General features: G+C 36.9%; 13 protein-coding genes. 2 read left to right on the top strand and 11 right to left on the bottom strand.

Translation table 11 applies throughout. The features are described from left to right. Window positions 1–221 precede the first annotated feature (221 nt). Both F908_RS09760 and gloB read right to left on the bottom strand, forming a co-directional pair. Window positions 222–428 (bottom strand): hypothetical protein, encoded by a 207-nt coding sequence (locus tag F908_RS09760; protein WP_004661287.1) that lies wholly within the window; start codon window positions 426–428, stop codon window positions 222–224. A gap of 286 nt (window positions 429–714) precedes the next feature. Further along, on the bottom strand, window positions 715–1,446 hold the full coding sequence (gloB, locus tag F908_RS09755) for a hydroxyacylglutathione hydrolase (RefSeq protein WP_005161069.1): 732 nt from the start codon (window positions 1,444–1,446) through the stop codon (window positions 715–717). A gap of 371 nt (window positions 1,447–1,817) precedes the next feature. On the opposite strand from gloB, the gene F908_RS09750 reads away from it, so the two are divergent. Together F908_RS09750 and F908_RS09745 are read left to right on the top strand one after the other, a co-directional pair. Continuing rightward, window positions 1,818–2,804, top strand: a complete 987-nt coding sequence (locus F908_RS09750) for a hypothetical protein (protein WP_005161068.1) — start codon at window positions 1,818–1,820, stop codon at window positions 2,802–2,804. Continuing rightward, the gene (locus tag F908_RS09745) at window positions 2,798–3,664 is read left to right on the top strand and encodes an arginase family protein (protein ID WP_005161065.1); all 867 of its coding nucleotides are present in this window, start codon (window positions 2,798–2,800) and stop codon (window positions 3,662–3,664) included. Before F908_RS09750 ends, F908_RS09745 begins: the two co-directional genes overlap by 7 nt. Before the next feature lie 54 nt (window positions 3,665–3,718). Here the strand turns inward: F908_RS09745 and F908_RS09740 are convergent, their stop codons facing one another. The 9 genes from F908_RS09740 to F908_RS09700 form a co-directional block, all read right to left on the bottom strand. Next, complete coding sequence (locus F908_RS09740; protein ID WP_004661291.1) at window positions 3,719–4,414, bottom strand: methionine ABC transporter permease; 696 nt, start codon at window positions 4,412–4,414, stop codon at window positions 3,719–3,721. Continuing rightward, window positions 4,411–5,436, bottom strand: coding sequence for a methionine ABC transporter ATP-binding protein (locus F908_RS09735; RefSeq protein ID WP_005161062.1), 1,026 nt, complete (start codon window positions 5,434–5,436; stop codon window positions 4,411–4,413). Before F908_RS09735 ends, F908_RS09740 begins: the two co-directional genes overlap by 4 nt. Before the next feature lie 69 nt (window positions 5,437–5,505). After that, window positions 5,506–6,378 carry a MetQ/NlpA family ABC transporter substrate-binding protein gene (locus tag F908_RS09730; protein ID WP_005161058.1) on the bottom strand — a complete coding sequence of 291 codons (873 nt, stop codon included), beginning with the start codon at window positions 6,376–6,378 and terminating at the stop codon, window positions 5,506–5,508. A gap of 581 nt (window positions 6,379–6,959) precedes the next feature. Further along, window positions 6,960–8,246 (bottom strand): phosphoribosylamine--glycine ligase, encoded by a 1,287-nt coding sequence (gene purD, locus F908_RS09725; protein WP_005161056.1) that lies wholly within the window; start codon window positions 8,244–8,246, stop codon window positions 6,960–6,962. 106 nt (window positions 8,247–8,352) lie between these two features. Next, the gene (purH, locus tag F908_RS09720; protein ID WP_005161054.1) at window positions 8,353–9,927 is read right to left on the bottom strand and encodes a bifunctional phosphoribosylaminoimidazolecarboxamide formyltransferase/IMP cyclohydrolase; all 1,575 of its coding nucleotides are present in this window, start codon (window positions 9,925–9,927) and stop codon (window positions 8,353–8,355) included. An 82-nt stretch (window positions 9,928–10,009) separates the two neighbouring features. Next, on the bottom strand, window positions 10,010–10,279 hold the full coding sequence (fis, locus tag F908_RS09715; protein ID WP_001086304.1) for a DNA-binding transcriptional regulator Fis: 270 nt from the start codon (window positions 10,277–10,279) through the stop codon (window positions 10,010–10,012). Window positions 10,280–10,654: 375 nt separating this feature from the next. Further along, on the bottom strand, window positions 10,655–11,518 hold the full coding sequence (locus F908_RS09710; protein WP_005161052.1) for a DUF3426 domain-containing protein: 864 nt from the start codon (window positions 11,516–11,518) through the stop codon (window positions 10,655–10,657). A gap of 14 nt (window positions 11,519–11,532) precedes the next feature. Continuing rightward, window positions 11,533–12,438, bottom strand: coding sequence for a 50S ribosomal protein L11 methyltransferase (prmA, locus tag F908_RS09705; RefSeq protein WP_005161050.1), 906 nt, complete (start codon window positions 12,436–12,438; stop codon window positions 11,533–11,535). A 199-nt stretch (window positions 12,439–12,637) separates the two neighbouring features. Next, complete coding sequence (locus F908_RS09700) at window positions 12,638–12,952, bottom strand: hypothetical protein (protein WP_005161048.1); 315 nt, start codon at window positions 12,950–12,952, stop codon at window positions 12,638–12,640. Window positions 12,953–13,160: the final 208 nt, after the last annotated feature.

Raw genomic sequence — 13,160 nt, 5'->3', positions numbered from 1 at the left:
TCGTCGAGCCTGGCAAATTGATTTTTAGTGCTAATCAATCGTCGCAGCATCCCTCGACTGGGCATTATAATACTTGGAAATGACTTTAGTTCCAATGTTATTTTGTTTGAGATGATTATAAAATGAAGAATTAGATTGGGATAAGTGATTAAATTTTTTGAATGAACGAACAAGGATTCCAAATCCCTTTGAAATCCTTATGTATGCACAAAAGAATCGCATTAAGCTTTTAAATGATCTTCAAATTCTTCGCCAAGCTGCATGGCTAAGGCATTTCCAGATAAGTCACACGTGACCAAACCGTATTCTTTTTTAAAACTAAAGGTAAAACCTTTATTGTCGGCTAAACTTTTTACTGAATATCCTAATTTTTCTAACCAAATACGAAAAGCCAATAAATTTTTTGCTTTCACAACTCTGTTTTTCATTCCAGAACTCCTTTTAACCTGTATTTATTAATAAGGGTGACCTAAAAATTTTTAAAGGGGGATTGCATATATTTATTTTTCTTCATGTAACCAATGTAAAATTAGATTGATTGAAACTGAAATTAAACTTAAATTTTATCTGATAAAATTATTTAAATAATTGATTTAATTTACTTGTATTGTTTTTTCTCGGATTGGGTTTTGATCCAAAATAAATGTAAAAAATCATTTCACTTTCTACTTTTTAAAAACTAAAGTTTAGCCTTTAAAAAGTAGAACTTTAAAATTAGAACTGATCTTTAAGCGCTCTGATCCTTGCGAAATCTTCGACACTTTCTGTGCGCAAGAACGGATTTGTTTCAAGCTCTAATTTAATTGTACTTGGCAGAGTAATTTGTTCAGCATCTCTCAATGCTTTGACTTCCTTTATGCGTTCTTGTAATGCAACATTCTGAGGTTCAATTGTTAATGCAAACTCTGCATTTGCAAGCGTATATTCATGTGTACAATAAACTTTGGTTTGTATTGGCAACGCAGCTAAGCGATTTAATGAGTGGTACATTTGTTCAGCAGAACCCTCAAATAGGCGCCCACAGCCCATTGCAAATAATGTGTCACCACAGAAAAGCGTGTCTATTTCTTCAATAAAATAAACAATATGACCTAGTGTATGCCCTGGTGTTGCAATAATTTCAACTTTTAAATCATTAAAGTGAAAATGGTCATTATGTTGCAGTGGATTGGATATAAACGAAATTTTACTGAGTTCATCGCGTGGACCGAAAACGGGTGAATTTTGCTCAGCCAATAGGCTTTGTACACCATCAGTATGATCTCGATGCCAATGTGTTAACCAGATTTGTTTCAACTCAAGTTGATGTTGTTCGCAAAAATCGGTAACAAGTGCTGCTTCTGTAGGGTCAACTGCTACGACTTCTTGCGTACGAGTATCTTCTAATAACCAAATATAGTTTTTTAAGGCATTTTTTACGTCAATTGCATGAATTTTATAATGCATGGCCGAATCCTAAATCTCTGATTTATGTGGTTATTGATGAATAGAGTATTTGAATAATCAAATCACAGTTAGTTTAAGTGTAAATGTATAAGAGTGCAAAAGATTACCTAAGAATTCATACAGAATGCTGACTTTTTAGGGCATATTATGACAGCTTCAATCATCAGGTATTTTTCAGGTTGACAAGTTATACTTTTTCTATAAATATTATAAAAATTTTGATAAATTAATGGTTTATATTCATCTTTAGTGGTGTGAAAATACTTAATTAAAGCTAACATAGTTTAAAAATTAGATTTAACAATATTTAACGAAGTAACACATTTAAAGATGAAATGAAAAATAAATCATAAGAATACAGTGAGAGTATTATGACTGATTTGGTAGATCATGAAATTGTTGTTATCTTCAAAAAATATTTATATCCTTTGTCTTCCAAACTTACAGAAATGTTGAATGAGCATTTTAGTCATCAAACAGAACGTCGCGGTTGTGGTTATACTCAAGCCACTCGTGTGATTGCTGAATTTGTTTCACAGCCACGTGATATGTTGGGATTCCAAGATTTTCGTATTTTTGAAGACTACGAGGTTAAAGGTTTGAAAAACATTTTAAATCAAAGTTCTTCATATGGTTTAGTGTTGGAAACTTGGCGTAATTTGGATATTAATATTGATGTGCAACAATATTTAGAACGTTCTAATTCACAAGATACATTTACTCAGAATTTGCAACAAGAAGTTGATTTTCAAGCGAAGCTTAGAAAAATCCATCAATATGCAGAGCTTGAAGAAAGCATTTTAATTTGCCAATTACTTGCAGATATTATTCTTCCACAAACAATTGATCAAATTGAAATGATTGAGTGTCATTCTCTAGAGGAAAAGCCGAAGGTTGGCTCATGTCCGATGGCAGAAAAATTTTTCTTGCGAATTGCACATCATTGTTTATTGCGACAAGGTGAAATTAATATTTTTGTGGATGATAAAGGTTTACCCATCATGATGGAGAAACTGAATATGGGGGATAATCACTCTTGTATCAGTCTCGTGCCATTGATGATGAATGGGGTGCGCTTACCAGCAGGAAGTCTTTTCTCTGCAAGTTATGAAATCGATGAGCTGGAAAAGAAGCCTAATAAACAATATAAAGGATATGTGATTCCAATTGCTCAAATGAATGGTTTTTGGTTTTTACGATTAACGACACTGGTTGTTTCGCCAAAAAACCGTGCGCGTGCGTTTGGGTATCATTTTAAACAACAGGTTGATAATGGATTATTTAGACCTGATACCACGGAACTAAGTCAACTGATTGAGATTGCAAAAGATCAAATTTATGTAGGGCATCCATGCTAAAAGCTTGTTACTCACCACGCTATTTTGCAAGAACACATACCAACAGTATGGAAAAACTGACAGCCGTCGCTGATGTGCTGCGAACTCATCAAATGGTTGATTTAATTGATCCAGGTTTAATTGATACTGAGATATTAAAAAAACTACATAACCCAGAATATGTGGAAGCCTTTTTATCGGGAGAATCTGCATTTGCAACCATACAGGGCTTTAAACCGTGGAATGAGCAATTAAGGGACGCAATCCTATCAGTACAGGCAGGGCAGTTGCTTGGCGCTGATATTGCCTTTAAAGAGGGGATTGCGGCCAATATCGCACAGGGTTTTCATCATGCCAGTTATGAGTCTGGTGCTGCATATTGTACCTTTAATGGTTTGGCTCTGGTTGCTAAACAAAATCCTGAAAAACGTATCTTTGTGCTGGACTGTGATCAGCATGGCGGAGATGGAACGGCAATATTTACCAATAGACTCACCAATCTGGTCAATTTCGGAATTTTTGGGATTCGTTTTGGTTGCAAGGCAGGGGAGCGTAGCCTGACTCGCTATATTCATCCCAAGCAGGGCAACTTTGATTTATATCGGGAAGCGATTTTTGAAGCGTTTCAATATGCCTCACATTGGGAAGCAGATCTAATCATCTATCAAGCTGGTATGGACTGCCACCAACTAGATAAATATGGCTCAAAATGGTTTACCACTGAGCTGTTATATGAGCGAGATCGCTTAGTTTTTGAAATGGCAAAAAAAATGAAAATTCCATTACTGTTTGTATTGGCAGGCGGCTATCAGGCACTTGATGATTTAGTGCCTTTACATGTTAATACATTCAAAGCTGCAAATGAAATTTACTTTCCTTAAAATAGAAAGGTACAAAAAAAGCCCTCAAAATGAGAGCTTTGTCTGTTGCTGTGATTAGCGTAATTTTGCTAACCAATCACCAAATGATTGAACCAGTTGAACTAAAATTAGCAGTACAATCACGGTTAAAATAACAACACTGGTATCAAAACGTTGATAACCATAGGAAATAGCTAAATCACCGATACCTCCTGCACCAACTGCGCCAGCCATTGCAGTTGCACCAATTAAGGAAATCGTCCCTGTGGTCAGGTTCAAAATTAATGAGCTACGTGCTTCGGGGATAATAAATTTAAAAATGATCTGCCAAGGTGAGGCACCCATAGCTTGAGCTGATTCAATAATACCCTCATTCACTTCAAGTAATGAAGTTTCAATCAATCGCCCTAAATACGGACCTACATAAATGGTGAGGGGAACAATCGCAGCCCAAGTACCAATCGAAGTTCCAACTAATAATTTAGTTAATGGAATAACTGCAATAAGTAAGATGATAAATGGTAAAGAACGTAGTGCATTTACAATTGGGTTGAGAAAATAATAGATCGCTCGGTTTTGTAAGATACCACCTGTGCGAGTGACAACTAAAGTTACACCTTGAATCAATCCCCAAATACAACCAAAAAGCAATGAGAAAAAAACCATTTGAAAGGTTTCTTGTAATGCCGTGACGAATTGATCAATTGAAAGGGAACTGTGCCAAAACGGCGCGGAAGCTTCAGTAAGCCATTGTACGATTAAATCTCTCATTGGCTTACTCCTGATTGTTCAACTTTCACGCCTTGTTGCTCAAGAAACTTAATAGCGTCTTGAATAGTCGCTGAATCACCCAAAAGTTGAATAAACATCTGTCCAATCACAGTGCCATTGATTTCAGTCATGTTGGCAAAAAGAATATTTAGGCTCAAATCAAATTGCTTAATCACAGCTTGAATGACGGTTTCTTGAGCAGATGTCCCCAAGAATTGCAGACTATAAATACTATTGTGATGCTTATGTTCAAGGTTATTGAGGATATTAATTGGTAACTGTTGTTGCAAAACTGTTTGAATGAAGGTCTTTGTAGTCGAATGCTGGGGTTGACTAAAAATATTGAGGGTGGGGCCTGTTTCAATCACATGACCTGCTTCCATGACTGCAACATAGTCACAGACTGACTCAATTACATCCATTTCATGGGTGACCATCACAATGGTAATCTTTTGTTCTTTATTAATCTTTTTTAATAGCGCTAAAACGGATTGTGTGGTCTGAGGGTCAAGTGCAGAGGTTGCTTCATCACACAGTAAAATTTTGGGATGGTTTGCAAGCGCGCGGGCGATACCTACACGTTGTTTTTGTCCTCCTGAAAGTTCATCAGGATAGGCATCTTTCTTGTGCTTGAGATCGATGAAATCTAATAGTTCTGCTAGGCGCTTTTCACGATCAGCTTTGTTATGCCCCAATAATTTGAGTGGCATTTCAATATTTTCAGATACTGTTTTAGTTTGCAGTAAATTGAAATGTTGAAAGATCATGCCGATATTTGCACGTTCTTGACGAAGCGTACGCGCATCCATTGCAGTAAAGTCTTTCTGATTGATAATTACCTGTCCCTGCGTTGGGCGTTCAAGCAAATTAATCAAACGAATCAACGTACTTTTACCTGCACCACTATAACCAATAATGCCGAAGATGCTGCCTTCTGGGATCTCTAAATTAATTTGATCCAGTGCGTTGATCGTTTGACCTTTCAATTGATAGTGTTTCGAAATGTTTTTAAATTGGATCATGTTCGTCAGTACTAAGCAAAAAAGAAAAAACAGGCAAATATCTTTGCCTGTTTCATTGAAAATATTATATTACGATTTTGCTTCAGTGAGATAGCTTGTCGGTTTGTTTACATCAACTTTTGTACCTGCAAAATGTTCTTGCACATATTTTTTCACAGCTTCTGTATGATAAAGCGCACCAACTTTTTGTAGTACTGCATCATCTTTACGAGATTCGGCAGTTGCTAAAACATTGACATTTAATTTAGTACTTTGATCAATTGGTTCGTAATAGATAGCATCTTTAAGAACGTTCAAACCACCTTCTAAAGCCAAGGTGTTACCTAATAAAATCGCATCAACTTCGTCTTTTACACGTACAGCTGTCGCCATTTGAATTGGCTTGATTACGATTTTTTTACTATTTTCGATAATGTCAGCAGGCGTGCCTTTCACAGGATCGAAATCAGCTTTTAATTTGATTAAACCTGCGCTTTGTAAAAGTAACAATGCACGTGATTCATTTGCGCCGTCATTTGGGATTGCAATGGTTGCGCCTTGAGCAAATTCTTCAACTTTTTTGACTTTGCTTGAGTAAATACCCATCGGCTCTAAATAAGTCGTTGAAACAGGTGCAATCTTATCTTTATTTGCCGCATTAAAAGCAACAAGGTAAGCGTAAGATTGGAAGGCATTAATATCAACTTCTTTATTAGCAACAGCTGTATTCATTGCAACATAGTCAGTAAAGTTTTTGACTTCAAGTTTAATACCTGCCGCTTTAGTTTCAGGCAATGTCGCAATATAACGCCAAATATCAGCATCTGAGCCTGTTGATGCAATTACAACGGTTTGTAATCCACCCGATTCATTTTTTTGTTCTGCTTTGGTGTCAGGTTGTTTACTGCACGCTGCAAGTAATAACACAGACACACTTAAAAAAAGACTAATAAGCTTTTTCATGTGTAAATCCTAATCGGAATAATGCTTAGTAAATAATCCGCTAATGCATTACTTAAGAGCTATAGGGTTCTTGTTACAAAGAGGTGAGTCGGTTCAAAATTTAATGCTATGAACAGGCGACTGATCGAATCATTTGCAACAACAGAAAATTAAGAACATTGATCTTAAGAATTTGACTTAAGCATACTGGTTCAATAATTGTCATATCAAATCGAGATTAGCTGATACTTTTCGAGTTAAATTTCATATTCTTATTCATATATAAAAGAATATGTATAAAACCAAAAGCACTCGTCGAAAATTTTAGCAATCATAACAATAATTTGGGTTCTGTTATAGTGTTCTATTTTGTACTTGTGGGTATAAATATATGATTATTAGAAAAATAGTTTAATTTTGGTAAAAGTAAATAAATGATACTTTTGTAGTTTTTTCTGATGATGGAAATGTCAAATTTTATTGAATTAGTGATATATATTTTTCTGAATTTAATATTTAAATAATGAATAAGGAAGTGATTTTTATGCTAATTAAAGAATAAAAAAGCCTTCCGAAGAAGGCTTTTGTTAATTAACCAAAGCTTATTCTGCTTTTTCACGTGCAATTGCGCGGTAACCAATATCACTACGATACTGCATACCTGTAAATGTCACTTGACCACATACTTCTAGTGCATTGATTTGAGCTTCTAGAACTGTGTCTCCAAGCGCAGTCACGCAAAGAACGCGACCACCAGCAGTAATCACATGACCATCTTCAGTCGTTGCAGTACCTGCATGGAAGATCTTAGTATCTTCAGGAGATTGTCCGATGCCAGAAATTACATCGCCTTTGCGGACTGTATCAGGGTATCCTTCAGCTGCAAGTACGATACCAATTGATTTACGCTCATCCCATTCAGCTTCACTTGGTAAATTACCAGCAATACCCGCTTCAACCAAATCAACTAAAGATGATTTTAAGCGCATCATAATCGGTTGAGTTTCTGGATCACCGAAACGACAGTTAAATTCAATAACGCGTGGTTGACCTTGTTCATCAATCATTAAACCAGCATATAAGAAACCTGTGTAAACATGACCATCAGCTGCCATACCATCAACAGTAGGACGCATAACTTCATTCATTACACGTTCAAATACTTCTGGTGTAACAACTGGAGCAGGAGAGTAAGCACCCATACCACCCGTATTTGGACCTTGGTCGCCTTCAAAAATACGTTTATGGTCTTGTGAAGTTGCCATCGGTAAAATGTTGTTGCCATCGATCATACAAATGAAACTTGCTTCTTCACCTGCAAGAAATTGCTCAATGACAACACGTGAACCAGCGTCACCAAACTTGTTGCCTGCAAGCATATCGTCTATCGCAGCAAAAGCTTCTTCGTTGGTCATTGCAACGATTACACCTTTACCTGCCGCTAAGCCATCCGCTTTGATCACGATTGGTGCGCCATGCTGTTCGATATAAGCTTTTGCAGCATCTACTTCAGTAAATACATCATAAAATGCTGTAGGGATGTTATGACGTTTTAAGAAATGTTTAGCGAATGCTTTAGAACCTTCAAGCTGTGCAGCGTACTGAGTCGGCCCCCAGATTTTTAAACCTGCTTCACGTGCTGCATCAACCACGCCATTCACTAAAGGTGCTTCAGGGCCAACAATCACCAATGCCACATCATTTGCTTTTGCAAATTCGATAATGGCAGGATTATTTAAAATATCGATGTCAACGTTTTGACACTTATCTTCGGTTGCTGTGCCTGCATTACCCGGCGCAACAAAAACTTGTGTTACTTTTGAATCTTGTGCGATTTTCCATGCAAGTGCATGTTCACGGCCACCGCTACCCAAAACTAAAATATTCATTATTAAGTTATTTCCTTTTTCCGTATTTAAGAATATACCTGTTCAGAATAAAAAAGTCCCCCTAGGATGCGATTTAGATGTCGCAAGAAAGAGGGACTTAGGGGTATTAATGACGGAAGTGACGCATACCCGTGAATACCATTGCAATACCAGCTTCATCAGCGGCTGCAATTGTTTCTTCATCGCGCATAGAACCACCCGGTTGGATAATACATTTAATGCCAGCTTTAGCCGCATTATCAATACCATCACGGAATGGGAAGAATGCATCAGATGCCATGACCGCACCTTCAACCACTAAGCCAGCATGTTCAGCTTTGATTGCAGCAATACGAGCAGAATTTACGCGGCTCATTTGACCTGCACCTACACCAATCGTTTGACGATTTTTAGCATAAACAATCGCATTTGATTTCACATATTTTGCTACTTTCCAAGCAAAGATAAGATCATCAATTTCTTGTTCAGTTGGTGCGCGTTTAGTTACTACTTTAAGATCATCTTTGGTGATCATACCTAAGTCTTGATCTTGAACTAACAAACCACCATTCACGCGTTTATAGTCAAGTTGAGCGGTACGTGCATCGATTGCAGGAAGTTCACCACACACTAACACGCGTACATTCTTTTTCGCGCCAGTAACTTCAAGTACGCCTTCAGCAATACTTGGTGCAATAATCACTTCAACAAATTGGCGATCCACAATGGCCTGTGCAGTTGCAATGTCTAATTCACGGTTGAATGCAATGATGCCACCAAATGCAGATTCAGGATCAGTTGCATAAGCAAGATCATAAGCCGCTTGGATACCATCTAATGAAACTGCAACACCACATGGGTTTGCATGTTTAACGATGACACAAGCAGGTTTTGCAAATGATTTAACACACTCAAGTGCTGCATCTGTATCTGCAATATTGTTATAAGACAATTCTTTGCCTTGTAATTGTTTCGCAGTTGAAACTGATGCTTCTTTAGCATTTGCTTCAACATAGAATGCTGCATTTTGATGAGGGTTCTCACCATAACGCAAATCTTGAGCTTTATTAAGTTGGGTGTTAAACGTGCGAGGGAATAAATCTGCTTCACCCTCAGCTTTGCCAACACGAGCACCAAGATAAGATGCAATCATGCCATCATATTGTGCTGTGTGCTCAAACGCTTTTACCGCTAAGTCGAAACGAGTCTCGTAAGAAAGTACACCATGATCTTTTAATTCAGCAACGACTAAATCATAGTCAGAAGCATTTACAATAATACCCACAGAAGCATGGTTCTTCGCTGCTGCACGCACCATTGTTGGACCACCAATGTCGATATTCTCAATCGCATCAGCGAGTGAGCAGTTTGGTTTAGCAACTGTTGCAGCAAATGGATAAAGGTTTACTACGACAAGATCAATTGCATCGATATTGTGTTCTTGCATCACAGCTTCGTCTAGACCGCGACGCGCCAAGATACCACCATGAATTTTTGGATGTAGTGTCTTAACACGACCATCCATCATTTCAGGAAAACCTGTATGTTCAGAAACTTCTACTACAGCGATATTGTTGTCTTTAAGCAACTTATATGTACCACCCGTAGATAAGATTTCTACCCCTAATCCAGCAAGATTTTGAGCAAATTCAACGATTCCAGTTTTATCGGAAACAGAGATTAAAGCACGTTTGATAGTCATGATTTTAGTCAACAGTTTGAAGTCTACAGATTAAAAATAAAAGGCAAAAAAAATGCCCACGAGAACGTGAGCATTTTATCAATTATTCACTCATTAAACCGTGAGCTTTTAACTTTTTACGTAAAGTTCCGCGGTTAAGGCCTAAAATCTCAGCAGCGCGCGTTTGATTGCCACGAGTGTATTCTAAGACCACAGATAAAAGAGGTTTCTCCATTTCTGCTAAAACCATGTCATAAACTTGAGATGGTTGCTCACCTTGCAATTGTGCAAAATAATGACGAACTGCGCGATCTACATGGATGCGAAGAGCGACATCAGATTGAGCCGTAAAAATAGGAGATTTGCTATTCATGCGTGTTAATCCGAAAAATCAAAATACCACTTGGATAAAGTGATATGTAAATGTGGTCTAAATTACTGAGTCCTGTTTTAGATCCTAAAACAGTGACTCTAAAACAAAGGGACTATTAGCTTGCCACAAATCCTCGATTTGTGTAAAAAATAAGCGTAACAATAGTTAAATATTTGTTACAGCCTACTTTCAAAAACAAAAAAACCAACAATGCGCTTATGTGTTAGAAGCACAGTTCGTTTAACGATTTTATTGTCTATAAATAACGAGGAGTAAGTGGGTTAAGCATTCGTGGCGCGTATCATACCACTGTCTGCGAAAAAGTGAGCAAATTAACTGCACTTTTTTTTATTTTTTTGTCATTTTTCTACGCTTTTAAGGCTGTACAATTTCTAAACTATAATCATCGAAGCTATGTTTACTCTTTGGCACTATAAATTCGAATCTAAAAGGGCTATTCGTTGGGATTCTTTGGATGCTTTTTAAACTATCCACTAAATAATCCTGTGGCTTTAGCGTGATATCGGTGATGACTTCTCCATTTTCTTTTAGAATCACTTTAATAGAGGGGATCACAAGACTATCTTTGTGACGGTTTACTAATACACCTGTGAAGCTTGTTTCATCTTTTCCTACACGTTTAATTTTTACTTTTTCAAAACTAAGAAATTTATATTGTTCATTCTTTATTTTGCACGTTACTACACTGCAAGCATAGTTAAAGATGTGATTCAATGCTGGACTATCATGCATGAGTTTTGGATTGAACCATAAAATCTGAAAAGCAAAAACTAGAATTAATGCAATATTGCCTAATCCCCACAATGTGTAATAAAGCCAGCCATGTTGTTTATGATTTTGTTCATGGATGATTAATAAGTTATCTTCTGATAAGTTCAAATTAGGCAATGCCGTAATAGGTTCAGTATTAAAGTAATTTAAATTATTTAAATAAGTCAATAAATCAATATTTGAGTTTTCAATTTTCTGATCAAAAATACTCAAAATTTGCATTTGCTTCTCAGCAAAAGAACTATCGGGTTGAATCGAAGAAAATAATGAACGATTTGGTGGTGTTAAGGTTGTGTCAGCCGGTTCAGAATCTATTAGATTCGTTAAAGCATTAAAATTAATGATACATTTTGGGCAACAAACCATGCCCTGTGCAACGCTAAGTTGTGAAAGGCTTACTTTATACACGGTTGAGCATTTAGGGCAGCGGGTTTGTTTTTCACTCATAAGGAACAAATTTCTCAAATTGTTGTTTTACGTTTTCCTGAGATGCGACACCAGTTCTCTTCACGTTTTTCGATCTGTAATATATCAAAAAATTCAGAATAAACACTAGAAACATCAGCAACTTGCTCTTCGATTACACCAGCAAGTGCGAATTCACCCTCATTTTTCAATAAAGTTGAGAATTCAGGCGCAAGTGCCATGAGCGGTGCCGCTAAAATATTCGCAACTAGGACGTCTGCCTGTTGTGGTTTGAATTTTTGCTCAAACTCTTCAGGTAATCCTACATAAAGACGCTCAAGTACACCATTTAATTCTGCATTTTGTTTTGTAGCCAATACTGCTTGAGGATCGATATCAGTGGCATAAACTTTTTTAGCACCAAGCAATAAAGCTGCAACGCCTAAAATGCCCGAACCACAGCCATAGTCAATGACGATTTTATCTTTTACGTCGGTTTTACCCAACCACTGTAGGCACAAGAAAGTGCTTGCATGGTTACCTGTACCAAAAGCAAGACCTGGATCAAGTTTAATATTTGTTGCATCAGCTTCAGGTGGTTCTAACCACTCAGGTACGATCCAATATTTCTCGCCAATTTGGATTGGTTCGTAATAATCCATCCATGCGCGTTCCCATACTTGATTTTCTAAATATTCATGACGCATCGGAACGTTAGGAAGCTGCGCCTTGAGGAAAGCTTCTAAGGTATCAACATCGATAGGATCATCTTCTTCTTGTTGATAAATTCCAGTAACAATAACTTTATTCCATAGTGGCGTTTCACCCGGTAATGGTTCAAGAAGTGCCTGATCTTCAGCATCATCCAAAGTCACACTCACAGCACCTAGAGAGAGAAGCAGTGTTTCAGTAAGCTCAACTTGATCTTGATCAACGGTAATATGAATTTGTAGCCAGTTCACAGGAAAACCTAAGTAAATGTATTTGGGGTTATTGTAATAGATTCAGCTAGTCTAAAGGGATTATAAAATAGGCAGATTACAATTTTAAGATCTTTTTTTTGAATTTAGTGTGTTGATCACATCAAATAGGATAAAAGAATGTGCTTAGGTCACATTCTTTTATCATTTTAAATATTTATAATTTTCCTATTTGATAAGTCTATGGTGTTTGGACTGAACTTACTGGACGAGGTGCGGACTGAGTTTCTGAAATTTTGCTTTGAGTTTCAGGTGTCGCGTTGTTAGCAGGCATCGGTGGCTGGAATGCTAGTTTTCCAGCTTCATTGGGTTCACATGTACCGTTATAAACAACACCTTTATAAGCAAAAGAAACCATATCACCTTGTTTTTTGCTTTTACAAACTTGTTGATACTTTTGAGTTTGAGCATCAACAGTCGATATAGCATTTACCTGTGCAGTTACAGCTAAACATAGGCTACAAAGAAACGATGAAATTAAAAGCTTTTTGTTCATATCATTTTCCTAAAGTATTTTATGCATTAACTAGAATAAGAAATTCATTCACTAAAACAGTGGTGATCAGGTTAATGATTGTGTGGCGCTTTGTTAACTATTGGAGAAAAATGCAACAGAAAGTTTCTTTTTGTGTGTTTTGTATACAGACCATTGATTTCTAGTGAATAAGAATATTGACGGTTTTTGTCAACTTAATATGAAAAAT

Origin of the sequence: Acinetobacter sp. NIPH 284 (assembly GCF_000369425.1) — a bacterium.
Lineage (GTDB): Bacteria > Pseudomonadota > Gammaproteobacteria > Pseudomonadales > Moraxellaceae > Acinetobacter.
The sequence above is the reverse complement of the archived record's forward strand: the minus strand, read 5'-3'. Positions and strand labels throughout refer to the sequence as shown.

What these genes read in the sequence shown, in the direction of transcription:
- F908_RS09760 (WP_004661287.1), bottom strand. Translation starts at nt 428, where the DNA reads ATGAAAAACAGAGTTGTGAAAGCAAAAAATTTATTGGCTTTTCGTATT.
- gloB (WP_005161069.1), bottom strand. Translation starts at nt 1,446, where the DNA reads ATGCATTATAAAATTCATGCAATTGACGTAAAAAATGCCTTAAAAAAC.
- F908_RS09750 (WP_005161068.1), top strand. Translation starts at nt 1,818, where the DNA reads ATGACTGATTTGGTAGATCATGAAATTGTTGTTATCTTCAAAAAATAT.
- F908_RS09745 (WP_005161065.1), top strand. Translation starts at nt 2,798, where the DNA reads ATGCTAAAAGCTTGTTACTCACCACGCTATTTTGCAAGAACACATACC.
- F908_RS09740 (WP_004661291.1), bottom strand. Translation starts at nt 4,414, where the DNA reads ATGAGAGATTTAATCGTACAATGGCTTACTGAAGCTTCCGCGCCGTTT.
- F908_RS09735 (WP_005161062.1), bottom strand. Translation starts at nt 5,436, where the DNA reads ATGATCCAATTTAAAAACATTTCGAAACACTATCAATTGAAAGGTCAA.
- F908_RS09730 (WP_005161058.1), bottom strand. Translation starts at nt 6,378, where the DNA reads ATGAAAAAGCTTATTAGTCTTTTTTTAAGTGTGTCTGTGTTATTACTT.
- purD (WP_005161056.1), bottom strand. Translation starts at nt 8,246, where the DNA reads ATGAATATTTTAGTTTTGGGTAGCGGTGGCCGTGAACATGCACTTGCA.
- purH (WP_005161054.1), bottom strand. Translation starts at nt 9,927, where the DNA reads ATGACTATCAAACGTGCTTTAATCTCTGTTTCCGATAAAACTGGAATC.
- fis (WP_001086304.1), bottom strand. Translation starts at nt 10,279, where the DNA reads ATGAATAGCAAATCTCCTATTTTTACGGCTCAATCTGATGTCGCTCTT.
- F908_RS09710 (WP_005161052.1), bottom strand. Translation starts at nt 11,518, where the DNA reads ATGAGTGAAAAACAAACCCGCTGCCCTAAATGCTCAACCGTGTATAAA.
- F908_RS09700 (WP_005161048.1), bottom strand. Translation starts at nt 12,952, where the DNA reads ATGAACAAAAAGCTTTTAATTTCATCGTTTCTTTGTAGCCTATGTTTA.